Annotated in this window: 23 protein-coding genes; 12 read left to right on the top strand and 11 right to left on the bottom strand. The window is 62.3% G+C overall.

From position 1 onward, the window contains the following. Positions 1-22 precede the first annotated feature (22 nt). The 6 genes from KHU30_RS13965 (at position 23) to KHU30_RS13940 (ending at position 6,926) form a co-directional block, all read left to right on the top strand. Positions 23-730: a helix-turn-helix transcriptional regulator gene (locus KHU30_RS13965; protein WP_230427367.1), complete on the top strand. Its 708-nt coding sequence runs from the start codon at positions 23-25 to the stop codon at positions 728-730. A gap of 90 nt (positions 731-820) precedes the next feature. Further along, positions 821-1,453 carry a glutathione S-transferase family protein gene (locus KHU30_RS13960; RefSeq protein ID WP_211443198.1) on the top strand — a complete coding sequence of 211 codons (633 nt, stop codon included), beginning with the start codon at positions 821-823 and terminating at the stop codon, positions 1,451-1,453. Between the two features lie 86 nt (positions 1,454-1,539). Next, the gene (locus KHU30_RS13955; RefSeq protein WP_211443197.1) at positions 1,540-2,814 is read left to right on the top strand and encodes an ATP-binding protein; all 1,275 of its coding nucleotides are present in this window, start codon (positions 1,540-1,542) and stop codon (positions 2,812-2,814) included. Continuing rightward, positions 2,811-3,344 (top strand): response regulator transcription factor, encoded by a 534-nt coding sequence (locus KHU30_RS13950; protein ID WP_211443196.1) that lies wholly within the window; start codon positions 2,811-2,813, stop codon positions 3,342-3,344. The genes KHU30_RS13955 and KHU30_RS13950 overlap by 4 nt, the downstream gene beginning before the upstream one ends. A 157-nt stretch (positions 3,345-3,501) precedes the next feature. Continuing rightward, on the top strand, positions 3,502-5,187 hold the full coding sequence (aspT, locus tag KHU30_RS13945; protein WP_211443195.1) for an aspartate-alanine antiporter: 1,686 nt from the start codon (positions 3,502-3,504) through the stop codon (positions 5,185-5,187). Between the two features lie 74 nt (positions 5,188-5,261). After that, positions 5,262-6,926: a bifunctional aspartate transaminase/aspartate 4-decarboxylase gene (locus tag KHU30_RS13940; RefSeq protein WP_211443194.1), complete on the top strand. Its 1,665-nt coding sequence runs from the start codon at positions 5,262-5,264 to the stop codon at positions 6,924-6,926. A 62-nt stretch (positions 6,927-6,988) separates the two neighbouring features. Here the strand turns inward: KHU30_RS13940 and KHU30_RS13935 are convergent, their stop codons facing one another. Continuing rightward, the gene (locus KHU30_RS13935) at positions 6,989-8,257 is read right to left on the bottom strand and encodes a cytochrome-c peroxidase (RefSeq protein ID WP_211443193.1); all 1,269 of its coding nucleotides are present in this window, start codon (positions 8,255-8,257) and stop codon (positions 6,989-6,991) included. 200 nt (positions 8,258-8,457) lie between these two features. Here KHU30_RS13935 and acpA point away from each other — a divergent pair, with 200 nt between their 5' ends. Beyond that, positions 8,458-10,602: an acid phosphatase gene (gene acpA, locus KHU30_RS13930; RefSeq protein WP_211443192.1), complete on the top strand. Its 2,145-nt coding sequence runs from the start codon at positions 8,458-8,460 to the stop codon at positions 10,600-10,602. An 86-nt stretch (positions 10,603-10,688) separates the two neighbouring features. Here the strand turns inward: acpA and KHU30_RS13925 are convergent, their stop codons facing one another. From KHU30_RS13925 to KHU30_RS13915, 3 genes are all read right to left on the bottom strand, one after another. After that, the gene (locus KHU30_RS13925; RefSeq protein ID WP_211443191.1) at positions 10,689-11,681 is read right to left on the bottom strand and encodes a pyridoxamine 5'-phosphate oxidase family protein; all 993 of its coding nucleotides are present in this window, start codon (positions 11,679-11,681) and stop codon (positions 10,689-10,691) included. Positions 11,682-11,760: 79 nt separating this feature from the next. Then, complete coding sequence (locus KHU30_RS13920; RefSeq protein WP_211443190.1) at positions 11,761-12,396, bottom strand: glutathione S-transferase family protein; 636 nt, start codon at positions 12,394-12,396, stop codon at positions 11,761-11,763. A gap of 153 nt (positions 12,397-12,549) precedes the next feature. Further along, on the bottom strand, positions 12,550-13,119 hold the full coding sequence (locus KHU30_RS13915) for a TetR/AcrR family transcriptional regulator (RefSeq protein ID WP_211443189.1): 570 nt from the start codon (positions 13,117-13,119) through the stop codon (positions 12,550-12,552). A gap of 146 nt (positions 13,120-13,265) precedes the next feature. Here KHU30_RS13915 and KHU30_RS13910 point away from each other — a divergent pair, with 146 nt between their 5' ends. From KHU30_RS13910 to KHU30_RS13900, 3 genes are all read left to right on the top strand, one after another. Further along, on the top strand, positions 13,266-13,682 hold the full coding sequence (locus KHU30_RS13910) for a MarR family winged helix-turn-helix transcriptional regulator (protein WP_211443188.1): 417 nt from the start codon (positions 13,266-13,268) through the stop codon (positions 13,680-13,682). A gap of 97 nt (positions 13,683-13,779) precedes the next feature. Then, positions 13,780-14,034 (top strand): hypothetical protein, encoded by a 255-nt coding sequence (locus tag KHU30_RS13905; RefSeq protein ID WP_211443187.1) that lies wholly within the window; start codon positions 13,780-13,782, stop codon positions 14,032-14,034. Positions 14,035-14,215: 181 nt separating this feature from the next. Beyond that, on the top strand, positions 14,216-15,205 hold the full coding sequence (locus KHU30_RS13900; RefSeq protein WP_211443186.1) for an alginate lyase family protein: 990 nt from the start codon (positions 14,216-14,218) through the stop codon (positions 15,203-15,205). Positions 15,206-15,302: 97 nt separating this feature from the next. Here the strand turns inward: KHU30_RS13900 and KHU30_RS13895 are convergent, their stop codons facing one another. Genes KHU30_RS13895 through KHU30_RS13885 form a run of 3 tightly spaced genes read right to left on the bottom strand, consistent with a single transcriptional unit; the run spans position 15,303 to position 18,441 of the window. After that, positions 15,303-16,040: a LuxR family transcriptional regulator gene (locus tag KHU30_RS13895; protein WP_211443185.1), complete on the bottom strand. Its 738-nt coding sequence runs from the start codon at positions 16,038-16,040 to the stop codon at positions 15,303-15,305. Positions 16,041-16,054: 14 nt separating this feature from the next. Beyond that, positions 16,055-17,068 carry a response regulator gene (locus KHU30_RS13890; protein ID WP_211443184.1) on the bottom strand — a complete coding sequence of 338 codons (1,014 nt, stop codon included), beginning with the start codon at positions 17,066-17,068 and terminating at the stop codon, positions 16,055-16,057. Between the two features lie 53 nt (positions 17,069-17,121). Next, positions 17,122-18,441 carry a sensor histidine kinase gene (locus KHU30_RS13885; protein ID WP_211443183.1) on the bottom strand — a complete coding sequence of 440 codons (1,320 nt, stop codon included), beginning with the start codon at positions 18,439-18,441 and terminating at the stop codon, positions 17,122-17,124. A 162-nt stretch (positions 18,442-18,603) separates the two neighbouring features. Here KHU30_RS13885 and cqsA point away from each other — a divergent pair, with 162 nt between their 5' ends. Further along, positions 18,604-19,854 (top strand): alpha-hydroxyketone-type quorum-sensing autoinducer synthase, encoded by a 1,251-nt coding sequence (gene cqsA, locus KHU30_RS13880; protein WP_211443182.1) that lies wholly within the window; start codon positions 18,604-18,606, stop codon positions 19,852-19,854. Here cqsA and KHU30_RS13875 read toward each other — a convergent pair. Beyond that, a complete protein-coding gene (locus tag KHU30_RS13875) occupies positions 19,844-20,281 on the bottom strand; it encodes a winged helix-turn-helix transcriptional regulator (RefSeq protein WP_230411296.1) in 438 nt (145 codons plus the stop codon). The two genes, cqsA and KHU30_RS13875, sit on opposite strands and share 11 nt — an antisense overlap. Positions 20,282-20,398: 117 nt before the next feature. On the opposite strand from KHU30_RS13875, the gene KHU30_RS13870 reads away from it, so the two are divergent. Next, positions 20,399-21,010, top strand: coding sequence for an NAD(P)-dependent oxidoreductase (locus KHU30_RS13870; RefSeq protein ID WP_211443181.1), 612 nt, complete (start codon positions 20,399-20,401; stop codon positions 21,008-21,010). Positions 21,011-21,012: 2 nt separating this feature from the next. On the opposite strand, the gene andAb is transcribed toward KHU30_RS13870, so the two are convergent. Genes andAb through andAc form a run of 3 tightly spaced genes read right to left on the bottom strand, consistent with a single transcriptional unit; the run spans position 21,013 to position 23,854 of the window. Continuing rightward, the gene (gene andAb / locus KHU30_RS13865; protein WP_211443180.1) at positions 21,013-22,095 is read right to left on the bottom strand and encodes an anthranilate 1,2-dioxygenase ferredoxin subunit AndAb; all 1,083 of its coding nucleotides are present in this window, start codon (positions 22,093-22,095) and stop codon (positions 21,013-21,015) included. Between the two features lie 7 nt (positions 22,096-22,102). Further along, the gene (andAd, locus tag KHU30_RS13860) at positions 22,103-22,585 is read right to left on the bottom strand and encodes an anthranilate 1,2-dioxygenase small subunit AndAd (protein WP_211443179.1); all 483 of its coding nucleotides are present in this window, start codon (positions 22,583-22,585) and stop codon (positions 22,103-22,105) included. Positions 22,586-22,588: 3 nt separating this feature from the next. Further along, a complete protein-coding gene (andAc, locus tag KHU30_RS13855; protein WP_211443178.1) occupies positions 22,589-23,854 on the bottom strand; it encodes an anthranilate 1,2-dioxygenase large subunit AndAc in 1,266 nt (421 codons plus the stop codon). Between the last annotated feature and the right edge of the window lie 121 nt (positions 23,855-23,975).

Below are 23,975 nucleotides of genomic sequence, written 5' to 3'. Positions count from 1 at the left end.
CGGCGGGCAGCACAAGGAGAGAATGTTGGCAGAGGCGGCAAGCCGCACCGGGCGCTTATTCATGCTGATGGATGCATTGCGCGGCCACCGGCGGCCAGTCACGGCGGCACGGCTGGCGGAGGACCTGAAGGTTTCGGTGCGCACCATCTACCGCGACGTCCAGACCTTGATGGAGCTGGGCGCGCCGCTGGAGGGAGAAGCGGGGCTGGGCTACATGCTGCGCTCCGGCTTTTTCCTGCCGCCGCTGATGTTCAGCGAAGATGAACTGGAAGCCCTGGTGCTGGGTGCGCGCTGGGTGCAGCGGCAAGGAGACGCCGGCTTGACGCAAGCCGCCGCCAACGCCCTCAGCAAGATCGCCACGGCCTCGCCGGCCGACCTGCGCGACAGCATGGCGAACATGGGCCTGTGGGCTGCCAGCTACCCGCAGCAGCCTGCCAACGATATAGCGCTGGGCTCGATCCGCGAAGCGATCCGGCGCCAGCACAAGATCAGCATCTGTTATCGCGATGAACACGGCAGCGCCACCGAGCGCCTGATCTGGCCGATCGCGCTCGCCTTCTTCGAGGGCAAGCGGCTGGTCATCGGCTGGTGCGAGCTGCGCAGCGGCTTTCGCCACTTCCGCTGCGACCGCATCGATCAGCTAAGCGTCACCAAGCTGCGCTACCCGCAGCATCGCAGCGTGCTCCTGCAGACCTGGCGGCGCGAGAATGCGTTCGCGGAAGACCAGTAAATTGCTTGTCAGAACGCTACTGACACAGACTGTCAGCAGCCCGGGACTAAGATGGCTGCATCGCCTCAACCAACCCGGGAGATTTCCATCATGCGCCTCTATCACCACCCTATTTCATCGAACGCCCGCCGCGCCGTCATGACCGCCCATCATCTGCGCCAGCCGGTAGAACTGGTGCTGCTGGACCTCTCCAGCAGCGAGCAGCGCAAGCACCTGCTCAGCCTCAATCCCAACGAAAAAATCCCGGTGCTGGTGGATGGCGACTTCATCCTCTGGGAATCCTGCGCCATCATGCAATACCTGGCCGACAAGACGCCGGGCCAGACGGTCTATCCGGCCGAGTTGCAGGCGCGCGCCGACGTCAACCGCTGGATGTTCTGGTCGGCCCAGCATCTGGCGCCGGCGATCAGCATCTTTTATTGGGAAAACTTCATCAAGGGCCTGATCGGCGCCGGCCGGCCCGATCCGGTCGAGCTTGAGCGCGGCGCGCGCGAGCTGGAATCGTTCGCCACCGTGCTGGACGGCCACCTGGCGCGGCGCCAGTGGGTCTGCGGCGACGGCCTGACGCTGGCCGACCTTGCCATCGCCGCGCCGCTGATGGCCGCCGGCCCCGGCCGCGCGCCGCTGACGCACTACCGCCACCTGCAAGCCTGGTTCAGCCGCATGCAGGAACTGGAGGCCTGGCGCCAGACCGAACTCGAAGAAGAGCTGATGGTGGCCTGAGGCGATAGTAAATTCAATAACAAATTCAATAGCCGATCCGATGGCAAATTCGCAAGGTCCGGCGCCGGCAAGGCTATAATCCGGCGATGGACCTTCCGCCGATTTTCAGCACCCTGCCGCAGCACCAGATCCTCAGCCGCCTGATATGGATGCGCTGGATCGCCATCGTGGCGCAATTGCTGGTGATCGCAGCGGTGCATTTGACCCTCGATGTCGGCCTCTCGGCCGGCGCCCTGAAATCGCTGTTCGGCGTGATCGCCCTGCTCGGCATCTTCAACCTGCTGAGCTGGTGGCGCATGCGCCATGCGCGGCCGGCCGGCGATTCCGAGCTGTTCATGCAGCTGCTGATCGATGTCAGCAGCTTGTCGCTGCTGCTGTATTTTTCCGGCGGCGCCACCAATCCCTTCGTCTCGTTTTACCTGCCGGCGCTGGCGGTTGCCGCCGCCATCCTGCCGTGGCGGCTGGCGTTTGTGCTGGCGCTGTACGCGTTTGCCAGCTATTCCCTGCTGACCTATGTCTACCAGCCGCTGCATATCCACGACAGCAGCCGCGGCATGGCTTATCACCTGGCCGGGATGTGGGTCAATTTTGCCGTCTCGGCGGCGCTCATCACCTGGTTCGTGACGCGCATTTCCGCCAACCTGCGGCAGCGCGAGGCGCAACTGGCGCAGGCCCGCGAGCGCCAGCTGCAAGGCGAGCGCATGGTCGCGCTGGGCGCCCAGGCTGCCGGCGCGGCGCACGAAATGGGCACGCCGCTGGCTACCATCGCGCTCATCGCCGGCGAATTGCGCAATGAGTCCCGGCAAAGTCCGGCATTGCTGGCGTATGGCGCCGACCTGGCCCTCATCGAACAGCAGATCGCAGTGTGCAAGCATGCGCTCGAACGCATGCGCGTCGATGCCGATCCGCGGGCGGCGTCGGGGCCGCATGGACTGAAAGAATGGCTGGGGAAATTCATCGACGCCTGGCGCTTGCGCCATCCGGCGGTCAAGCTGTCCCTGTCATTGCCGGAGCAGGATGGCATGAGCAACGACATCCAGGTGCTGGGCCAGATTCTATTGACCTTGCTCGACAATGCCGCGCGCGCGGCGGCAGCCAGTGACGGCCGGGTGCAGGTCACGCTGACCATGGCCGCTGCCGGCGCGCTGATCCGGGTGCAGGATGACGGCGCCGGCATCGATGCCGACCTGCTGCCGCGGCTTGGTTACCAGCCGGTCGCCAGCAGCGCCGACGGCAAGGGCATAGGCCTGCTGCTGGCGTTCGAGAGCGCGCGCCAGATCGGCGCCGGGATCAGGCTGAGTTCGCCGCCGGCGGGCGCAGGCCGCGGCACTGTCGCCGACTTCACGCTGGCGCTGGCATGAGCACTTTCCTGATACTCGACGATAACCTGGTGTTCGCCGAAACGCTGGCGCGTTCGCTGGGCCGGCGCGGTTTCAGCGTGACGGTCGCCCATGACGGCCGGCAAGCGCTGGCGGCAGCCGGCCAGACGGCCTTCGAACTGGTGACGATAGACCTGCAGCTGGCGCAGGATTCCGGCCTGCAGTGGATCGCGCCTTTGCGCCAGGCCTTGCCGCAGGCGCGGCTGCTGGTGCTGACGGCCTATGCCAGCATCGCCACCACGGTGCAGGCGATCAAGCTGGGCGCCGACAATTACCTGGCCAAGCCGGCCAATCTCGATTCCATCCTGCTGGCGCTGCAGCACGACAGCGCCGCCCAGCCGCCGGCGGCAGCCGTGGCGCCGGTGCCGTTATCGGTGGACCGCTTGCAATGGGAGCATATCCAGTACGTGCTGGCCCAGCACCAGGGCAATGTGTCGTCGACCGCGCGCGCCCTCAACATGCATCGCCGCACCCTGCAGCGGCGCCTGGCGAAGAAGCCGGCGGCGAAGTAGCAGCCTGAGGCCAGCCCTTGGCGGATTGCCGATGCGGCTGGCGATGGACAGACGATTTTTCCGGAAATAGCAATTCTGCTATGATGAAAAATGCCTTTTGGAAATATATAAAAATACAATTTTTATTGCCCAAACTCGTCATGGAAGGATGTCCGCTATGGAATGGCTGCATGACCTATTCAAGAGATCCCCTGAGATAGCGCTGTTTTTGTCGCTGGCAGTCGGTTATTACGTCGGCAAGATCAAGTTCGGCAAATTCCAGCTTGGCGGCGTCGCCGGATCGTTGCTGGTGGCGGTGCTGGTCAGCCAGGTGGGGGTGCAGGTCGATCCGGGCGTCAAGGCAGTCCTGTTCGCACTGTTCATTTATGCGGTCGGCTATGAAAGCGGCCCGCAATTCTTCAACTCTCTGGGCCGGCAGTCGGTCCGCGAAATTTTCCTGGCGGCGATCCTGGCGATCACCGGCCTGGCGACGGTGGTGGTCATGGCCCGGCTGTTCGGCCTCGACAAGGGACTGGCGGCGGGCATCGCGGCCGGCGGCCTGACGCAGTCGGCCATCATCGGCACCGCCGGCGACGCCATCACCAAGCTAGGACTGGATGCGGCCGAAGTAGCGCGCCTGCAGGGCAATGTCGCGGTGGGCTATGCCGTGACCTATGTCTTCGGCTCCTTCGGCGCCATTATCGTCTGCGTCAACATCCTGCCCAAGCTGATGGGGCGCAGCATCCGCGAAGATGCGGCCAAGGCCGAGACCGCCATGCAGGCCGGGGTCAAGGTGCTGGGGCCGGAGCAGCATGCGGCCTTGCCGGAGCTGGTCGGGCGCCTGTATGAAGTCACCCACGGCAAGATCACGGTCGAGGAAGTGGAAACCCTCGATCCGGCCACCGCCGTCACGATTGAAAGGGTCAAGCGCGCGGGCCAGGTGATCGAAGTCAATCCGCAGCTGCTGTTGCAGCCACAGGATATCGTGCTGGTGGTGGGCCGCCGCGAAGCGGTGGTCAGCACCTCCGGTATCCTCGGCAAGGAAGTGTACGCGGTGGAAGGCATGGAACTGACCATGCAGCATCGGGAAGTGGTGCTGACCAACAAGGAATTCCATAACAAGAGCGTGGCGGCTATCCGGGAGCAAACCGCGGGCGATGTACGCCACGGCATCTACGTGGTGCAGATCAGCCGGATGGGACAGGTGTTGCCGATCCTGCCTGAAACCGTCGTCCAGGTGGGCGACGTGGTGTCCATCTATGGCGCGGAACAGGACGTCAAGCGGGTGGCCGATATCGTCGGCTACGTGATCGTGCCCACTGCCAAAACCGATTTCGTCTATCTGGGCGCCGGCCTGGTGACGGGCTTGCTGGCCGGCCTGCTGGTGGCCAAGGTCGGCGCGATTCCGCTGACCCTGGGCAGCGGCGGCGGCGCCCTGCTCTCCGGCCTGCTGTTCGGCTGGTTCCGTTCCAAACACCAATCCTTCGGCGCCATGCCGGTGGCGGCAGTGCAGATACTGAAGGACCTCGGCCTGGCCGGCTTCGTGGTGGTGGTCGGCCTGTCTTCCGGCCTGCAGGCGGTGCAGACGGTGCGGCAGCAAGGCTTCACCATCTTCGGTGTCGGCGTGGTGGTCACCATCCTGCCGATGATCCTGACCATGCTGATCGGCCGCTACATTCTGCGCTACGACAATACGGCGGTGTTCGCCGGCGCCCTGAGCGGCTCGCGCAGCGCCAATCCGGCTTTCGGCGAAGTGCTCGACAAGGCCGAAAACGCCATCCCGACCGTGCCCTTCGCCATCACCTATGCGCTCGCCAACGTGTTCCTGACCCTGCTCGGACCGCTGGTGGTGGCGCTGGTCTGATCCGTTTCATCCGTTTGTGCCTCATCCCGGGTCCGCCGCGGCGGACCCATACTATTCAATAAGGAGTACCGGAAATGGATTTCAGCAACCCAGACAAACTCGCCCTGCTCAGCCCGTTTGAATTGAAAGATGCATTGATCCAGGTAGCCTCGAAAAGCGACCGCTCGATGCTCAACGCCGGCCGCGGCAACCCGAATTTCCTGGCGACCACGCCGCGTCACGGCTTCTTCCAGTTCGGCCTGTTCGCCATGAGCGAAGCCGAGCGTTCCTATATCTACATGGACGGCGTGGGCGGTTTTCCAAAGCCCGACGGCATCGAAGCGCGGTTCGAAATATTTACCAAGGCCCGCGCCGGCGTCGAGGGCATCCGCTTCATCGAAGCGGCGGTGTCGTATGTGCGCGACCAGCTGGGCCTGTCGGCCGCCGATTTCCTCTACGAGATGTGCGTGGCCATCCTCGGCTGCAACTATCCGGTGCCGGACCGCATGCTGAACCTGAGCGAGAAGATCGTCGGCCAGTACATTCGCCGCGAGATGATAGGAAAGCATCCGTTCGTCGGCAACTTCGACATGTACGCGGTGGAAGGCGGCACCGCCGCCATGACCTACATCTTCAACAGCCTGCGCGAAAACCATATCCTCAAGGCCGGCGACACTATCGCGCTCGGCATGCCGATCTTCACGCCGTATATCGAGATCCCGCACCTCAACGATTACCAGCTGGTCGAGCTGCTGGTCGATGCGCCGTCCGAGAACAACTGGCAGTTCACCAGGAAGGAACTCGACAAGCTGCTCGATCCCAAGGTCAAGGCCTTCTTCCTGGTCAATCCGAGCAATCCGCCCTCGGTCAGGATCAACGACGAGACGCTGGCGCATATCGCCGAGATCGTCAAGAAGCGCCCCGACCTGATCATCCTCACCGACGACGTCTACGGCACCTTCGCCGACGATTTCATCTCACTGTTTGCGATCTGTCCCTACAACACCATCCTGGTCTATTCGTTCTCGAAATACTTCGGCGCTACCGGCTGGCGCATGGGCGTGGTCGCCACCCATGAAAAGAACATCCTGGACGACAAGATCGCCGCCCTGCCGGAAGCCCGCCGCAAGGAACTGGACCTGCGCTACAACTCGATCACCACCGAGCCGCGCGCGCTGAAATTCATCGACCGCCTGGTGGCCGACAGCCGCACCGTGGCGCTCAACCATACCGCCGGCCTGTCGACCCCGGTGCAGGCGCAGATGACCTTGTTCTCCCTGTATTCGCTGATGGACGAACCGCAGGAATACAAGAAATCGATGAAGCGCATCGTCCTGCGCCGCAAGGAAGCGCTGTACCGGGCGCTGGCGTTGCCGATGCCGGTAGACGCCGATTCGGTCCACTACTACCATCTGCTCGACCTGGAAACGCTGGCCACGCAAATGTATAGCGCCGATTTCGCCAAATGGATGGTGAAGCGTTTGAAACCGAACGAAGCGCTGTTCCGACTGGCGGAAGAAACCGGCGTGATCCTGCTGCCGGGGCGCGGCTTCGGCACGGCGCATGCGTCGGGACGGGTGTCGCTGGCCAACCTCAATGAATACGACTACGCCAACATCGGCACGGCGATCCGCAAGCTGGCGCTGGAATTCCATGCGCAGTTTGAGAAAAATGCGGGCGGCGAAAAAGGCGCCAAGAGCGCGGGTGGCGGCAAGGCGGCAGGCGCAAAAGCCAAGGCTGCGAAGAAAGCGAAGAAATAAGTAAAGATAGCGGCCAGCGATAAAAATCCCATGGCATGCCATGGGATTTTTTTGTGACCGCGTTACGGCTTATAGCCGTCGTTCAGGGTTTTCAGGAAGGCGACCACATCCTTGATTTCGCTGTCCGTCAACGCTGGCCTGTCGCCCGGCTTGCGGTCGAACGGCGCTTCGACATTGACATTGCCGTGATAGGCCGGCGGCAGGTCGTCGTATTTCATGACGCTGCCGTCTTTCGCTTTCGGATACCATTTCTGCGGCTGGGTATCGCGCTCCACGTAGAATTTGATGACCTGTTCCAGGCTGGTGAAGCCGCCGTTGTGGAAAAACACCTTGCGCGTCGCCACATTGCGCAGCGATGGCGTCTTGAACATGCCGCAGTATTCGGTCCTGTCCTTCAGGTCGGTGCGGTCGGGACCGCACAGGCCCATGTCGTAATATTTCGGGTCGGCGTTGGCCGGGATATGCTTGTTGCGCGGCACGCCGATGGCGATCAGGCCGTAATCGGTAAACTGCGGGAAGGCGCCGCTGGGGCTGATGGCGCTGATGTGGCAAGAGGCGCAATTGCCCTTGGCCGGATTGTTGAACAGCTGCAGGCCGCGCAGCTCCTGCTTGCTGAGCCGGGTTTGCTGGCGCAGGAAGGCGTCGTACTTGCTGTTGTAGGGATAGAACTCGGCCGGGCTTTCCTGGAACACTTCGAGCGCCATCAGCGCCCATTTGAAGGCTTGTTCCTGCTTATCGAAAATATCCGCGCCGAAAACCTGGCGGAACTGCGCCGCATAGCTGGCCCGCTTCAGTTTTTCCACCACCTCGGCCGGGCTGGCGTTGCCCATCTCATGCGCCGACAACAAGGGAATGCGCGCCTGGTCGTGCGTCGACGGCGCGCGGCCATCCCAGTTGTGGCCGCCGGTCGGGCCGGCATCGATGCTGTCGTCACCGTCGTCATCGAAGAAGTGTTCAGTAAATGCCGGCACGTTCTGGATATAGCGCAGCGACGGCGCCGCGCGCGTTCCCAGGGTGTTCATCTCCTTGCCGCCGAGCTGGACCGCCAGGTTGTTGGGCGGGCCGAAGGCGTGTTCTGGACTATGGCAAGTGGCGCAGGACATCTTGCCCGAGGCCGACAACGAGGGATCTGAAAACATGGTGCGTCCCAGCGCCGTCATCGCCGCTACCGACGGCTGCTGCTTCAGCGTGGGCGCGTAGGTGGCGCCGACGTAGGCCGGCTTCGCCGGCTCGGCCTTCGCTACCGGGCCGGCGTCGGCGTGCTGCTGGCCGCAGCCGTTCAGGAAGAGCACGGCTATGCCGCTCAGGAATGCAAGGACCGCTGGTTTCATGATGACGGAAAGTGGGAAGGCGAAATGGCGAGCGAACTGCCGCAAGCGTTGCTATTTTGTGCGCAAGACTAGCAGCCCTGCATGACAGAACGATGACATATTCCTTTGCAAAAAAATAAATACCTGCCTGAGACCGGCATTTCACACAGTTGAAATATTCGGGGCATACGATTGCGCTTTTTATCGCCCAGGGAGGGGTTATGAAGCGGACGAAGGATTGGCTGCCGGTTACGGTGGCCGCAGTGACGTTATCGGCGGGATTGAGTGCATGCGGCGGTGGCGGCGGCGGTTCGGTCGGCGGCGACGCCGGCGCGGTGACCAGCGGCCAGGTGACCGGCAGCTACTACGAAAATGCGCAAGTATGTTTTGAGGACAAGGTCAAGAAAGCCACCTGCGATGCGGCATCGCCGGTAGTCAAGACCGGCGCCGACGGTTCCTACTCCTTGCGAGGCCAGGGTCCGGTGCTGGCGACCATCGACACCAGCGCCATCCATCACGAAGTCCTGGGCGACAAAGGCACGGCCGTCGCGCAAAAGCTGGTGTTCCGCGCGCCTGCGGGACGCAGCGCCTTCGTCAGCGCGATTTCCACCGAACTGGCTGCGGCCATGGACGCCAACGGCGGCGATTTCGCCGATGCCAGCAAGAAGCTGGCGGCAAAAATCGGCACCGCCGAAGCCAACCTGCTGGCCGACATCAACAAGCTCGGCGGCCAGGACCTGGCTGCCTTGAAGGCAGAAGCCGCGACCATCAATGCCGCCATCGCTGCCACGCTGGCGCAGGGCGGCGATGTCGATCTGGGCCAGGCGCTGGGGCGCGCGCTGGCCATGAACAACATCCAGAACGTGGTGGTGATCTTCGCCGAAAACCGCGGCTTTGACAATCTGTACGGCCTGTTCCCGGGCGCTAACGGCATTCCCGGCGTCAATCCGACGTCGACCTCGGCCTACGTGCCGCAGAAAGACTTCGACGGCAGCACCCTGCCCGTCCTGCCGCCGACCTGGGGCGGCATGACCCTGGCCGGCCAGAGCACGGTCATCACCCAGGCGCAGTCGGCCAACCTGCCGAACAAGCCGTTCCAGATCGACGACAGCAACAGCCCGATCTACATGTCTTCGGCCGTGATCACGCGCGACCTGGTGCATCGCTTCTACAATAACCAGATGCAGATCAATGGCGGCAAGAACGACAAGTTCGCCGCCTACTCGGACGCCGGCGGCCTCAGCATGGGCTACTACGACGGCAGCAAGATGAAGCTGTGGAACATCGCCAAGCAGTACACGCTGGCCGACAACTTCTTCATGGGCGCCTTCGGCGGTTCTTTCCTGACCCACCAATACCTGATCTGCGCCTGCGCCCCGACTTATCCGAATGCGGACGCCGCCACTTCGCCGGCCAAGAACAGCATTTCGGCGGTCAACCTGGACGCCAGCGGCAACCTGATCGGCCTGGCGCCGGGCACCGGCAATCCGACCTCGGTATTGAATGGCGCGCCGGTCTACCAGAAAGACAGCACCATCACGCCGAAAGACGCTTCCGGCATGTTCTATGCGGTCAACACCATGCAGCCGCCGTATCAGCCTAGCGGCAATAATGCTGCGGCTGTGGCTGCCTATGCGGATCCAAGCAAGGCGACCACCTTGCCGACGCAATCGCAGACCACGATCGGCGACCAGCTCAGCGCCAAGGGCATCAACTGGGCCTGGTATGCCGGCGCCTGGAACGCCGCGCTGGCGGATGCGCCGAACGCCAGCCGCAGCGTGATCTATAGCGGCAAGGTGCAGTTCCAGCCGCATCACCAGCCGTTCAACTACTACAGCCGTTTCGATCCGGCCACGGCTGCCGGCGCCGCCGAACGCGCCAGCCACCTGAAGGATTTCGACGCTTCGTTCCTGCAGGATGCGGCGGCGGGCAAACTGCCGGCGGTAGCGTTCTACAAGCCGCAGGGTAACCTGAACCAGCACCCTGGTTATGCCAACGTCGTCGACGGCGATGCGCATATCGCCGACGTGATCGCCAAGCTGCAGGCCAGCCCGCAGTGGAAGCACATGCTGATCGTCGTCACCTACGATGAAAACGGCGGCTTCTGGGACCACGTCGCGCCGCCCAAGGGCGACCGCTGGGGTCCGGGCATGCGCCTGCCGACCTTGCTGGTTTCGCCGTATGCGAAAAAGGGCTTTGTCGACCACACCCAGTACGATACTGCTTCGATCCTGCGCTTCATCACGAACCGCTATTCGCTGCCGGTGCTGCCCGGCATCACGGCGCGCGACAAGGCGCTGGTGGCCAACGGCGGCAAGCCGATGGGCGACCTGACCGGCGCCTTGACGCCAGTGCCGCAGGAGTAGATTGCAGGAAGGTCGCTGCCGCAGATCCGGGCAGCGATAGATCGGCGACATCGCACCGGCTGCCTTGAAAAGGGCAGCCGGTTTTTTTACGCCGGCCAGGCGCCCATGGGCTCCAGCGCCGGCGAGAATTCCGCTGCGCCCCAGCGCAGCGGCAACGACGCCTCGACCCGTATCGCCTGTTCCACATGGAAGCGCAGCAAGCGCTGCGCGCCGGCGAACGATGCGACTTCAGGGCCGTCCCAGATCAGCTCGGTGGTTACCGCCAGGTAGATCAGGTCGCCGCTGGCGAAATCGATGAACAGCAGGCCGGCGCGCGGATGCACGACCAGGTTGCCGATGGTGTTGAAGAAAAAATTGCCGACGAAGTCCGGCACGGTCAGCGTTTTGGCATCGTCGATGCGGACAAAGCCGGGCTTGCCGCCGCGATGCGAAACGTCGGCGCCGTAGCCGCCCTCCCCGGCTTCGCCATCTGCGGATTGCTCTTGCAGGAAAGCGGTGGCGATGAAGAAGGTGTCGGCGCTGCCGATCAGCTGTTGCATGGCGCCGTCCAGCGCGTCGGCGCGATGCACCTGCGGCGCCGCGACGCTGGCATTATCGACTGTGCTCGGGCGGCGTGCCTGGATGTATTTGGGACAATTGCCGAAGCTCTGCTCGACTTTCAGGGTCCAGCCATCCGCATCCAGCTGCTCGACCCTGCCGTTCATGCGATTGCGGCGGCGCGTGTGCGGCTCGATGCCCAGCAAGCCGATGGCGGCGTTGGCGGCGAGGTTTTGCTGCAGCGGATCGGCCGCCAGCGCATGGGCATGGACGCGCAGATGCTCGGCATCCGGCGATCCTACGAAACCTGGCGGGCCGGTCATGATCGAGGCCCATGGCTGTTGCTGGCGGTCGACGCTGCCGACGATCATGAACGGCAGCTGGCTGAAGAATTCGCGGTGCTGGTCAGGCATCGCGGTGCGGATCACCTGGCTGCGCGCCGCCATTTTTTCCAATACGCCGGCGCGCTGCTGCACTGCTCGCTCGCCGCGATGAAAAGCCGATTTTCCAGCGCCGGCGCTGGCTGTTTCCGGATGGTTCATGATTGCTTGCCTCGTCAATGATTGAGCGCAGTATTACCCAGGGCGCATCCACGGTGCGTTCACGGCATGGCGCGCCGGCTCAGGCCGCCAGCGGCAGGCTGGCGCGCATGGCGACAAAACCCGGCAGCGCTTCGATGCGGCGCAGCCAGCTGCGGATCTGCGGATAAGCGTCGAGCGCGATCCCGCCTTCCGGAGCAACTGCGATATAGCTGTAGGCCGCAACATCGGCAATGGTCGGATGGCCGCCGGTCAGGTAATCCTGCCCGGCCAGGTGCGGCTCCAGGACCGCGAATAGCTGCAAGGCGGTGGCGCGCGCGGCATCGCGGTCGAGCGGCACGCCGAACAAAGCCGCCATGCGGGCGCTGGCAGGCCCTCTGAAAATCTCCCCGGCCGCCAGCGACAGGAAGCGTTGCACGCCGGCGGCGCCGAGCGGGTCGCGCGGCAGCCAGGCGGCATCGCCATATTTGCCGGCCAGGTAGACCAGGATGGCGTTCGAATCGGCCAGCGTGACTGCGCCGTCTTCAATCACCGGCACCTGGCCGAACGGGTTTTTTGCCAGGAATCCAGCTTGCTTTTGCTCGCCGGCGCGCAGGTTGACATCAATCATTTCAAACGGCAAATCCAGCAGCGACAAGAACAGTTCTACCCGGTGGGCATGGCCGGACAAGGGCGAACGGTAGAGGCGGATCGGCTGGGCTGGGCGGACGACTGGCATGGCAAGACTCCTGGAGGATTTGAATAAGACGCTGACAAAATGCGGCGCGGACGCCGCAGCTGTAATGCGATGATTTTGTACCGAACAATCGGTACAATACAAAGTCGAAACAATCCTGTCAAGTAAAAATCAGCTGAATCGGCACAAGAATTTCTAGGCGACCGGCGCGCCGAGCAAGATATTCGGGAAGTTCTCGACCATGCGCATGAACGGCCCGTTGCTGCCCAGGGCGCGCGACACCACCAGCGAGCCCTGGATCGCGATCACGGCATTTTCGGCGCGCACCGCGGCTTCGACTTTATCGATGCCGGCGTCTTCCGCCACCGCCGCCAGCAAGGCCATCAGGCTGCGCATGCGGCTGCCCAGATGCTGCTGGAACAAGGATCCGGCTTCGCCGATGGTGAACACATCGGTCAGGCAAGGCGCCATGCCGTTGGAATAAAACTCTGACAATTTTCCGGCAAACTCCAGCGCGCGCTGTTCGGGCGGCTGCTTGCTGGTCAGCGTCGGCAGCACATACTGGGTAAACCAGCCGCCGACCGCGGCCATCGCCGCGCTGGCCATGTCTTCTTTGCCGTTCGGAAAATAATGATACAGGCTGGAGCGCCCCAGGCCAGTGGCGTCCGACAGACGCGACAGGCTGCTGCCCTCATAGCCGAAGCGGCGGAAGGCGGCCAGGATGCGTTCGACGACTTCGTCTCGGGTAAGGGCTGCGGTGGGCATGATGAATTGTACCGAATGTTCGTTGTTATCAATTTAGAGGCGAAATGGCAAAACAGCAAGCGCTTAGCGTGTAAAAAGACAAAAACCCGGCAACAGCGTGGCAAATAATGATTGCCTAGCTAATTATATTTATCTACACTGGCGCTATGTTCGATCACTGCCTTTATTTCAATACCACCGCGCTGGCGCGCATCGTCGAGCGCGAGTGGAACGCTGCCTACCAGCCGTTCGACCTGACCGCGCCGCAAGGTTTTGTCTTGCGCGCCGTGCTGCGGCGGCCTGGCCTGCTGAGCAGCGAAGTGGCGGATGTCTTCGGCATCGCCAGGCCGACCGCGACCCGTTTGCTGGATGCCTTGCTGGCCAAGCAGATGATCGAGCGCCGGCCGTCGGCGGCGGACGGCCGCGAATGGAATATTTTCCCGACCGCCGCCGGGTTGGCGCTGGACGGGCCGATCAACGCCGTCAGCGCCGAGGTGGCGCAGCGACTGCGCCAGCAGATCGGCGGCGACCGTTTCGACGGATCGATTGCGGCCCTGCGCGGGATTCGCGAAAGCATAGGCTGATACAGCAGTAAGCACAGTGAGTACGATGCGCCGTACGGGGCGCATTATTTTTCATCATTTAGTTGTTTAGCTAACTTCTTTTGCGCAAGGAGCCGCCATGCCTGTCATCTCACAAAATCCTCAGCAAGCCGCACGCCGCTTCACCTTGATCGTTAGCGCTGCCGCAATCGCGATCGCGCTGTTACTCGTCATCGCTTATCTTGCAATTGCCGAACCGGAGACGAGCCAGGCTGCGTGCATCGCGGCGCACGCGGCCGAGCGCGGCGTCAGCACGCAGCAACTGACCGGCGAGAGGCGCTATCAGCAAGACCTGGTGACGATCCTGTCAGTCTGCAGCGGCATGACGCCCTAGGGCCTGAAAGCATGCCGCGCGTCCGCACTCCCAGCACGTTGCAGACAGGTCCTAAAATTGCAACAAGAAATTTCAGCAGCTGTAGGCGTGGCAAGCCTATGTTTTAATTCCTGCGTAGCCTGGCACTGCCCGGGCCAGATCGTTTCTCCACCTGTTTCCGTACACCTTTTGAGGGAGCCGCATGCCGCGTCGATTACTCTTGCTTATCCTTCCGCTTTGCCTGTGCGGCAGCAGCGCCTTCGCCGCCTGTGCCGACGCGCCCGCGGGCCTGCGCGATATCGAGGCCAACGGCTATTACTCGGATGCGCATTACTCCGTCGTCGATCCGGTGCTGAAAGCCCGCAACGAAGCCGCAGTCAAGCCGTTCAGCGACTACCTGGCGACAGTCAGCGCCAATGCCGACCGCTACATCGCCAGCGGCGATACCGCGGCAGCCGCATGCGCCTTGCGCTGGCTGGACCGCTGGGCGGTGGATGACGCGATGCTGGGCAAGGTCGGCAGCAGCCAGGCGCAGTACGAGCGCAAATGGACGCTGGCCGGCGTGGCGCTTGCGTATATCAAATTGCGGCCGCTAGCCGAGCCGGCGCAACGTCTGCATATCGAGAGCTGGCTGCCGCGGCTGGCGGACGCCGCGCTGGCGTTTGCCGGCGACGCCAAGCGGCCGCGCAATAATCACTATTACTGGGTCGGCCTGGCGGTGATGGCGACCGGCGTGGCTACCGGCGATGCGCGCTATATCGACGCCGCCAGCAAGATCTACGACAGCGCGCTGAACGACATCGGCGACGACGGCAGCCTGCCGCTAGAGCTCAATCGCGCAGGCCGCGCGCTGGCTTATCACAACTATGCGCTGGCGCCGCTGGTCATGATGGCTGAGCTGTCGCGCATGAATCATGACGACTGGTACCAGCGCCGCCACAGCCGCCTGAAAAAGCTGGCGCAACTGGTGTTGGACGGCATTGCCGATCCGGCCTGGTTCGTGCAGAAAACCGGCGCCGCACAAGAAATACCGAAAGGCGGAATCCTGGGCTGGATCGTGTTCTATCGCGAAACCGCGCCGGAACTGACGGCGCCGTCGCAGGCATTGATGGAGCAGGCGCCATTCCGCTACGCGCAGCTGGGCGGCAATCTCAGCGCGCTGGCCGAAAAACATTTCTTCGAGCAGCCCTGAGCTGCAAGCGCAAGCCGGCGATCACCAGGATCGGCACCAGCTGCGCCAAGGCCAGGCCATCAACGCGGAATGCCGGTACGCGCTTGCTGGTTGAAAATCAATTATTGGGTTTGATGATGCCCATCATGACCGCGCGGCTGATGGCGTGGCGGGTGCTGTAGACGCCCAGCTTCATTGCGACGTTCTTCATATGGAAATACACGGTGCGCTGGGAAATGCCCAGGATCAGGCCGATCTCGCTGCTGGTCTTGCCGTCGGCGCTCCAGCGCAGGCATTCCAGTTCACGCGCCGACAGCAGCGATTCCTGGTTCGGCGTGGATTTGCGCCATAGCGTTTCCGCGGCTTGCTGCAGATACAGGCCGAGCAGCAGAGTGTCGGCCTGGCTGCCAGCCGGCAGCGCTGCCGACGGCGCCGCGTTGCTGTAAAAATCGAGGCGGTTGGCCGACTGCTTGGTATGCAGCGCCAGGCTTATGCCTTGGGTGATGCCCATGGCTTTCAAGAGCGGATAGATCTGGCCGCCATGCAGCAGGCACAGCTGCTCGACCTGCCAGTTGAGCGGCAGGCAGGAGTGCGCCAGGTGCTGCTGGACCGGATCGGTCTTGTCGTCGGTGGGCTGGGTGAACAGCTGCAGGGTGGCGCCGGGCAGGGTGCCGAACATTTGCACCTGCGAGGCGCCGTTGGCGCCGGTGACATCCATCTTCAGCATGAAGTCGCAGATGCCGACCTGCGCCAGCAGGCGCTGGCTGCGCGTCCGCAGCTGATCCCAGTCAGGAGCTTGCGCGATCAGCAGCAGATCGGGGGCGGATAATCGAGGAGCGGTTTCGCTTCGCAGCATGGATTTGTCTTCGGTTAGGATTTAACGTCAGCGGATTGATCACGTAAAAATTCCGCGAATGAATAAAGCGACTCGCGGAGATAGTGCGCCGGGAAATCAAACAAGGCCCAATAGTAGTCTTGCGCGCCAAAACAAATTTGTGCCGGCAGGCAATATGATATCCAATCATGGCGCAACGCGTCGGTATACATGCCGCCGGTGTCGGAAAAGAAGGGGACCAGCCGCATTTCCCGCAAGCCGGTCAGCAGTTCCAGCGGCGCGCCATAGTCTTGCGCCACCTCCAGCTGCGACATCAGGCTGGCTTCCGTTTCCACCACCATCAGCGTCGCCTTGCCCTGGATGTCGAAGAACAGGATGCCGGTCGGGTTAGGGAACAGGTAATACTCGACAAAGCCGTGCCGCTTGCAAAGTTGTTCCACCAGCGCCTCCAACGCCGGATCCGACAGGAAGGTGTAGGAATGACGCGACAGCAGGTCTTTCAGCGTCAGCGACTGGGCGTGGAAAAACTCCTTCTGCAGGGCGCGGATTTCCATTTCCAGGTGATCGAGGGCGTCGTGGTCGCTTTTCTTGATGAAGCGGTCGATCAGGCCCCGGTTGAACGCCTCGATGGCGATTTTTTCATCGGCCTGGCCGGTAAACAGGATCTTTTTGCAGGGCAGGTCCTGCACCGCCTGGCAGAACGCCAGGCCGTTCATCTGCGGCATTGCATAATCGATCACCAGTACCGACGGCAGCATGAAGCGGCGGCGGTTCATCGACTGGCGGTAGATCTGGTCGATATCGACCGCCACCGTGCGGCGGTCGAAGGAATAGGTCTGCTCGTCATAGTTGACGCGGATCGACTGGCTTTTGCCGGGCGCATGGCGATAGGAGTCGCGCAGCCATTCGAGGGCGGCCTGGGTATCGTGAAAGACCTTGCGCGCCATTTGCGGCGGCAACTGGAAAGCCAGGCTGTCCAGGAAGCTCTGGCTGTCGTCGATCAGGATCGTCAGCGTTGGGTGTTGATAAACAGGTAATGAAATATTCATAGTGGCGCGTTGCAGGCGCATTTACGGCATATGCGCTTGATTAGATAAGACTGCTAATTTAACAGAGAGCGCACATCTGCTGCTTTTTGTTGCAGTACTGGCGGAAATTCCAGCACAAAAACGGTGTAGGCCAGCGGCCGCGAAATCACCCGTATGCGGGCGCCCCAGGCATTGAGCACGTCGCGGCAAAAAGCCAGTCCGATGCCGGTGCCGTTGTGCTCCGGATAGGCGTAGAAACGTTCGAATATCTGCGACATGCGGCCGGCTTCGATGCCGCTGCCGGTATCGATGAACAGCAGCCTGGGCTTTGCCCGCGCGCCATCCAGCACGATCCGTATGCGCCCCTTGCCGACGCGCTGGATCGAAGTCAGCGCATTGCGCAGCAGGTTGACCAGGACCATCGAGCACAGCTCGCTCTGGCCCAGCAAACGGAAATCGGAGCGGATCGTGATGGCGACCAGGTCGCGCTGTTCCTGATTGACGAAAGGATAGCGCTGCATCATCAGGTCGACCGCCGCCGCCATCGACACGATATCCTTCGGAACCAGATTCTCCTTGCCGGTGGAAGCGCTCAGCAGGAACAGGTCGATCACATTGTTCATGTGCCGCACTTCAAACTCGATGCGCGCCAGCGCCTTTTCTATCGGCACCCCGCTGGCTGCCAGCGGCGCTGCGTTTTCCTGCAGCAGCCGGCTCAGGCCGCGGGCATTGGCGTTGATGCTGCGCAAAGGCGTGCGCAACTCGTGCGATACCGTCGCCAGGGCGGTCGCCATGCCGGCCAGCTTTTCCTGGGCCAGCACCTTTCTGCCGACCTTGGCCAGCGAGACCGTGAAGATGGCAAAGACCTGGATCGGCAACTGCTCCAGCACCTGGGTGCTGAGCGGCATGATGCTGCCGTGTAGCATTGAATAAACGGCATAGGCCAGCACGGTGCCGACAAGATAGGAAAGGAAAGCGAGCGTAGTATCGAAGTGAAACAGCAGAATCAGCCCGATCAGCAATGACTGGCCCCAGACCGCTGAACCGTCATTCATGAGAAACATGAAGGTGAAAAAAAACGGCAGCCCGTAGGTCAGGCAAACGAAAAAATACACCGCCAGCCATTTTCTCTGGCGCAGATGGCGGATGAAAATAATCGGCGCGCACAGAGCGACGCAAAACAGGCGCAGGCCGAGGTTTTCATACAGCTGCGGAAACCAGTAAGACCAGATCACGTAATACAGCGGCATGCCGATCACGGCAACCCAGGCAAGGATCGCCACGCGATTGGCCATATCGTTGAACTGGGTGTTGATGCTCAGCCACCAGTGGCTTGCAGCACGTTCCCAGGCGCGCCAGCGCTTGCTTTTCCAGCTGCTAATGTTTTCAATCATGTTGTATCAGATATGTGGCTGATTGGATTTGGTATGACGCTGTCGCAAGACGGCGATAAGTTGCCGATGTTCTAAGTCCAATTGCATAACCTGATTCCGCGTTCCAGACAGGGACATGGCGGCTCTGTTTGGTATTTCATCTGAAAGTATAGGGAGAAAATCATGCCATTAACAGAAAGCTACCACGAACCTTCGGTTTTGGCTGCAGAGCAACGCTTGCCAGCCTTCGTATCGACCCGGCTGGATGAGTATTACATAGATCGCATGGAAAAATTGTGGGGTGGCGAACACATACTGCATTGGAGTCCGCCCGGGCCGAACGCGATTTACTTATCCAGCAACGATTATTTATGCATCGCCGCGGAAGCGCAGCTGATCAAGGCACAGGTCGCCTGCCTCATGCGCGGCGAAGCGGACCTGCTGATGTCGACGGTATTCCTGCGCGAGGGCAGCGCCCAGCCGCGCCTGGAAAAGAAGCTGGCAGCGTTCATGGGAGCCGAAGACGGCCTGATCACGCAGTCCGGCTGGAGCGCTAATGTCGGCCTGCTGCAAACCATCGCCGCGCCCGGCGTTGCGGTCTACCTGGACATGCAGGCGCACGCATCCCTTTGGGAAGGGGTGCATGCCGCGCAGGCGCGGCCGGTGCCGTTCCTGCACAACGATATCGAGCATCTGCGGCGGCAGGTGCTCAAGCACGGCGCCGGCGTGATCGTGGTCGACGCCGTCTACAGCACCTCGGGCAGCGTCTGTCCGTTGGCGGAAGTGCTGGCCATCGCCGAAGACAGCGGCAGCATCCTGGTGGTAGATGAGTCGCATTCGCTTGGCACGCACGGGCCTGAAGGAGCCGGCCTGGTCATGCAGATGGGCTTGTCCGAACGGGTCCACTTTCGCACGGCCTCGCTGGCCAAGGCGTTTGGCGGGCGCGCTGGATTCATTACCTGCTCCAGCAAATTCAAAGGCTATTTCTTGTCCACCTCGCGTCCGGCGATTTTCAGTTCCTGCATGCTGGGGCATGAACTGGCCTGGTTCGACGCCGCGCTGGATTTCATCCGCCATGCGGATGACCGCCGCCTGGCCTTGCATCGCAATGCACGCCTGGTGCGCGATGGCTTGAGCGCATTGGGTTACAACGTCAGCGACGGTAGCGAGCAGATTATTGCGCTGGAAGCCGGAACCGAACCGAAGACGCAGGTCTTGCGCAAGGCGCTGGAGGCGGAGGGGATTTTCGGCGCAGTGTTTTGCGCTCCGGCGACGCCTAAAAACCGTTCGCTGGTCAGGCTGACGCTCAACTCAGGCCTGACCGAAGTGGAAATCAGGCAGATCCTGCAAGCCTGTGCGGCGATTCGTGAAAAAGTGGACTTGGCCGGCTGGTCTTCCAGCCGCCGCATGGCTGCGGCCGCGATCAGCCGTTAGCCGAATTGGCGGCGCCGGCGTTATCGTATTGCCGGCGCGCGCCGCGGATCACCGGCTGATGGCTGCCGGCCCAGTCTGCCAGCACCTTGAGCGGCAGGCAAAGCGAGCGCCCCATGTCGGTCAGCGCATATTCCACCTGCGGCGGCGTGCTCGGAATCACCGTGCGCGACACCAGGCCGTCGCGCTCCAGATGACGCAAAGTCACCGTCAGCATCCGCTGCGAAATTCCTTCCACCTGGCGCCGCAATTGATTAAAGCGCTCCGGGCCCGGTTCCAGCGTAGTGAGCACCAGCACACTCCAGGCATCGCCGATGCGGTCCAGCACATCGCGGATCGGGCAGGGCAGGTCTTCGCGTGCGCTCGGCCGGCCGCGGCCGCGCGCCGGCGCGGAGGCGAGGGCGGTTACCTGCATGTTCCTATCGTTCATCAAAGTGCCTTCTTGCGTATAAGTTTCAAATAATTATACTGGTTACTTTAAATAACTACCACGGCCGCGCGGCACAGTCACCACGCCACGGCCATAACTTCAATAAAGGAAACCATCATGAAGATTGCCATCATCGGCGCTACCGGCAATGCCGGCTCCCGTATCGCCGCCGAAGCGCTGCGCCGCGGCCACAGCGTGACCGGCATCGCGCGCTCCGCCGATCCCAGCAAAGCGCCGGCCGGCGTCGCGCTGCGCCAGGGCGACGCTGCCCAGCCAACGCAGCTGGCGGAACTGATCCGCGGCCATGACGTAGTAATCAGCTCGGCCAAGTTCAGTTCGCTGGATGCGGCAACCCTGCTGCAAGGAGTCAAGAGCGGCGGCGTCAAGCGCCTGCTGGTGGTTGGCGGCGCCGCCAGCCTGGAAACGGCGCCCGGCGTGATCCTGCTGGACAGCCCCGACTTCCCGGCCCAGTACAAGGTGGAAGCGGTGCCAGGCAAGAAATTCCTGGACGACCTGCGGGCGGAAACCGAGGTCGAATGGACCTTCATGTCGCCGCCGGCCATGTTCGCGCCGGGCGAACGCACCGGCAGATTCCGCGTCGGCCAGAACCAGCTGATGGCGGACGGGCAGGGCAAGAGCCATATTTCGATGGAAGACTATGCCATCGCCATGCTGGATGAAATCGAGCAGCCCAAGCATCTGCGCCAGCGCTTTACCGTGGCTTACTGATTTTATCGATTGCCGGCGTGTCCGGCGGCGACGCTGTCCGCTTTCGACAGGAAGGCATCGGCAAAAAACTGTGCAGCCGGCAAGCCGCAGCCGGCGGCAAAATCGCGGCGCGCCGCCTCCACCACCACCGGTGCGCCGCAGGCATATACCTGGTGCCGCGACAGGTCGGGATAGTCCTGCATCACCGCCAGGTGGACGAAGCCGCTGCGGCCGCGCCAGCCGCTGCCGGCCTCGGGCTCGGACAAGACCGGTATGTAGCGGAACCAGGGCAGGGTTCCGGCCCAGTTGCGGCATAAGGCATCCAGATACAGATCGGGCTGTTTGCGGCCGCCCCAGTACAGGCACATGCTGCGCGTACTGCCGCTGCGGATCGCTTCTTCCACCAGGGCCTTGATCGGTGCAAAGCCGGTGCCGCTGGCCAGCAGGATCACAGGCTGGCCGCCGTCGCGCAGGAAGAAGCTGCCGCACGGACCTTCGATCTGCAAGCGCTCGCCGACCTGCAGGCCAGCAAATACACGGTCGCTGAACAAGCCTCCGGGCAAATGCCGTACATGCAGTTCCAGCACGTCGGCGCCGGCCGGCGTCGCCATCGAGTAGCTGCGGCGCTGGCCGTCGGCCAGCAATACATCGAGATACTGGCCGGCGATATAGTCCAGCGGCGCGCCGCTGCTGTTGCGCAGCCGGATGATCGCTACGTCCGGGGCTGCCCGTTCGAACGTCTCGACCACCATGTCCCTATGCTCAATGGCTGCCTCGTGCGGAAGTGTCTTGGTGTCGCGCACTTCAACTTCCACCCGTCCCGCCACGACCCGCACCGGAAAGCTGCGCACCGCTTCGGTCACCGGCAGGCAGCGCGGCGCGCCGCTCCTGATGTCGAACAGGCCCTGGTGCAGCGGGCATTCGATGCAGCCATCTTCGATGTAGCCGTCGGACAACCGCGCGTTGCCGTGCGTGCATAAATCGCGTAGCGCAAACAAATCCTCGCCGAGGCGGAACACCGCCACCGGCTGGCCGCCGGCGATCACCGCCAGCGCCTCGCCTTCGTTGAAATCGTCGGCCGTGCCGATATCGTGCCAGTCGCTCATGGCCGCCTCAGATCGGGGTGGCCAGCAAGGTCGCCACGCGCAGCGTGTCGTATACCACGCGCTTTTTGGCGTAGCGCCAGCCGGCCGCGGTTCTGACCACGCGGTCGATATAGCGGCCGGCCTGGTACACGGTCGATTCCCCGTCTTGCAGGGTTTGTATCACTATGTAGCTCGATTCGGTCTCGGCGGTGTCGGCATCGATAGCCTTGATCATCAAGCCGGAAGTCATGTGGCGGTAGCTGTGCGCTTCGTAGATGTTGGCATGGCGCAAAGACAGGACGCGATCGCGCAGCATGCGCTTGCTGTCGCAGTAGATGATGCCGATCGGCAGGCCGGCATCGGCATTTTCGCGCGGGATGATTTCGTACAGGCAGTCTTCGGTGAAGAATTCCGGCCACTCTTCCAGGCGGTCGTTGTCGAGCGCATGCACATACGCTTCCTGCAGCTGGTGCAGCTCGAACCACAATGTCATATCGGTCATATTGGTCATCCCTTAAGCTTCTGCAAAACCCATCAGTTTCTGATAGCCGAGCCAGAACCGGCGGATCAAGCCTTCGGTGATCAGCGTGTCTTCCTGCTCGGGATTGTCTTTCGCCATTTCCATCACCGAGCAGTCGTCCGGATCGCGCACGGTGCCGCGCTGCACCAGCTCGGTGGCCTCGGTGTCTTCCATCGAAATATAGCCGGCCGGCCCCACCAGGTTGGCCTGCTTGATGCGCAAGGCGCGCAGTTCCGGAGTATCGTCGGCATAGCCGAAGAAGTGGAAGATCAGTTCGAAATTTTTCGGTCCTTTCGGCAGCAGCTGGCGCGCTACCAGCGTGTTGTGGATCTGCTGCACCACCAGCTGCGGAAAGATCGGCTGGATATGATTGGTGGTCATTTCCTCGTATTCCCTGATCTGCCCGAGAACGGAATCGTCTTCCAGCGTGAAACCCTCGTCGAAAGAGCGGATCGCCTGCTGCTTGTAGGCGTCGGACGTTTCGGCTTCATTCTTGGTGGCGGTGATGATGCTGTGCAAGCCATGCCGCTTGTCCGCCAGCGAACGCGCCTTCATGCCGACCCGGAAAATATTGAAGGTGGTGTGGAACAGATGCAGCAGGCTGGCGTGATAGGGATCCTTCACGTTTTCCAGGTACAGTTTCCAGTTCGATTTCGAATACTGGCGGGTGCAGCCCAGGTAGACGATGGGTTTGTGGAAAATGCGGTCCAGCCAAGGCCGCATTTCGGCGCCGATATAGTCGGCCAGCGGCTCCACGGTGTCACTGAAGGTGGCGAACACCAGGCCGCGATAGCTGTCCACGCGCAGCTGGCGCAAGCCATGGCATTTCGGATCGAAATCCTTGGGCATGCCGCTCATGCCTTTCTGGCCGCGGCGGAACGGCACCCCCAGCAGGTTGCCGCGGCTGTCGAAACTCCACTGGTGATAGGCGCAGCTGTGCGAGCTGGCGTTGCCGCGCGGCGTGCGGCACACCATGGCGCCGCGGTGCGCGCACTTGTTGACCCACGCCGCCAGCGTGCCGTCCTCGGTGCGGGTGACCACCACCGGGGTGTCGCCCACGAAAGTGCTCTTGAAGTCGCCGTTGTTGGGAATCTCCGCTTCCAGCGCGAGGAAGCTCCAGGCCGGGCCGCGGAAAATCCGCTCCTGTTCCAGGTCGTAGACTTCCTGCGAACTGAAGACCTTATAAGGGGTGCGCGAGCCGTCCTTGCGCGGAAACCGTACCAGCGGGGCGTAGCCGGATTGTGCAGTTGTGTCATTCATCAGAGGTTCCTTCCGTATTTTCGCGACGCCAATGGCGCCTGTCTCTCTCCATGCTCTCTCTTCATGGTAGGCAAGTGCCGGGCCGGAAAATATCCGTTGCTTGCAAGATTGCGGATTGCCG

Origin of the sequence: Collimonas humicola (assembly GCF_018304945.1) — a bacterium.
In the GTDB taxonomy this organism is placed as follows: domain Bacteria; phylum Pseudomonadota; class Gammaproteobacteria; order Burkholderiales; family Burkholderiaceae_D; genus Collimonas; species Collimonas humicola.
The sequence above is the reverse complement of the archived record's forward strand: the minus strand, read 5'-3'. Positions and strand labels throughout refer to the sequence as shown.

Bases quoted from the DNA above. Each gene is read 5' to 3' on its own strand.
- KHU30_RS13870 (WP_211443181.1), top strand. From the start codon at position 20,399: ATGAAGATTGCCATCATCGGCGCTACCGGCAATGCCGGCTCCCGTATC.
- KHU30_RS13895 (WP_211443185.1), bottom strand. From the start codon at position 16,040: ATGCTGCGAAGCGAAACCGCTCCTCGATTATCCGCCCCCGATCTGCTG.
- KHU30_RS13905 (WP_211443187.1), top strand. From the start codon at position 13,780: ATGCCTGTCATCTCACAAAATCCTCAGCAAGCCGCACGCCGCTTCACC.
- KHU30_RS13950 (WP_211443196.1), top strand. From the start codon at position 2,811: ATGAGCACTTTCCTGATACTCGACGATAACCTGGTGTTCGCCGAAACG.
- KHU30_RS13965 (WP_230427367.1), top strand. From the start codon at position 23: ATGTTGGCAGAGGCGGCAAGCCGCACCGGGCGCTTATTCATGCTGATG.
- cqsA (WP_211443182.1), top strand. From the start codon at position 18,604: ATGCCATTAACAGAAAGCTACCACGAACCTTCGGTTTTGGCTGCAGAG.
- KHU30_RS13940 (WP_211443194.1), top strand. From the start codon at position 5,262: ATGGATTTCAGCAACCCAGACAAACTCGCCCTGCTCAGCCCGTTTGAA.
- andAd (WP_211443179.1), bottom strand. From the start codon at position 22,585: ATGACCAATATGACCGATATGACATTGTGGTTCGAGCTGCACCAGCTG.
- KHU30_RS13960 (WP_211443198.1), top strand. From the start codon at position 821: ATGCGCCTCTATCACCACCCTATTTCATCGAACGCCCGCCGCGCCGTC.
- KHU30_RS13925 (WP_211443191.1), bottom strand. From the start codon at position 11,681: ATGAACCATCCGGAAACAGCCAGCGCCGGCGCTGGAAAATCGGCTTTT.
- KHU30_RS13900 (WP_211443186.1), top strand. From the start codon at position 14,216: ATGCCGCGTCGATTACTCTTGCTTATCCTTCCGCTTTGCCTGTGCGGC.
- KHU30_RS13875 (WP_230411296.1), bottom strand. From the start codon at position 20,281: ATGAACGATAGGAACATGCAGGTAACCGCCCTCGCCTCCGCGCCGGCG.
- KHU30_RS13915 (WP_211443189.1), bottom strand. From the start codon at position 13,119: ATGCCCACCGCAGCCCTTACCCGAGACGAAGTCGTCGAACGCATCCTG.
- KHU30_RS13955 (WP_211443197.1), top strand. From the start codon at position 1,540: ATGGACCTTCCGCCGATTTTCAGCACCCTGCCGCAGCACCAGATCCTC.
- andAc (WP_211443178.1), bottom strand. From the start codon at position 23,854: ATGAATGACACAACTGCACAATCCGGCTACGCCCCGCTGGTACGGTTT.
- KHU30_RS13885 (WP_211443183.1), bottom strand. From the start codon at position 18,441: ATGATTGAAAACATTAGCAGCTGGAAAAGCAAGCGCTGGCGCGCCTGG.
- andAb (WP_211443180.1), bottom strand. From the start codon at position 22,095: ATGAGCGACTGGCACGATATCGGCACGGCCGACGATTTCAACGAAGGC.
- KHU30_RS13910 (WP_211443188.1), top strand. From the start codon at position 13,266: ATGTTCGATCACTGCCTTTATTTCAATACCACCGCGCTGGCGCGCATC.
- acpA (WP_211443192.1), top strand. From the start codon at position 8,458: ATGAAGCGGACGAAGGATTGGCTGCCGGTTACGGTGGCCGCAGTGACG.
- KHU30_RS13935 (WP_211443193.1), bottom strand. From the start codon at position 8,257: ATGAAACCAGCGGTCCTTGCATTCCTGAGCGGCATAGCCGTGCTCTTC.
- KHU30_RS13890 (WP_211443184.1), bottom strand. From the start codon at position 17,068: ATGAATATTTCATTACCTGTTTATCAACACCCAACGCTGACGATCCTG.
- KHU30_RS13920 (WP_211443190.1), bottom strand. From the start codon at position 12,396: ATGCCAGTCGTCCGCCCAGCCCAGCCGATCCGCCTCTACCGTTCGCCC.
- aspT (WP_211443195.1), top strand. From the start codon at position 3,502: ATGGAATGGCTGCATGACCTATTCAAGAGATCCCCTGAGATAGCGCTG.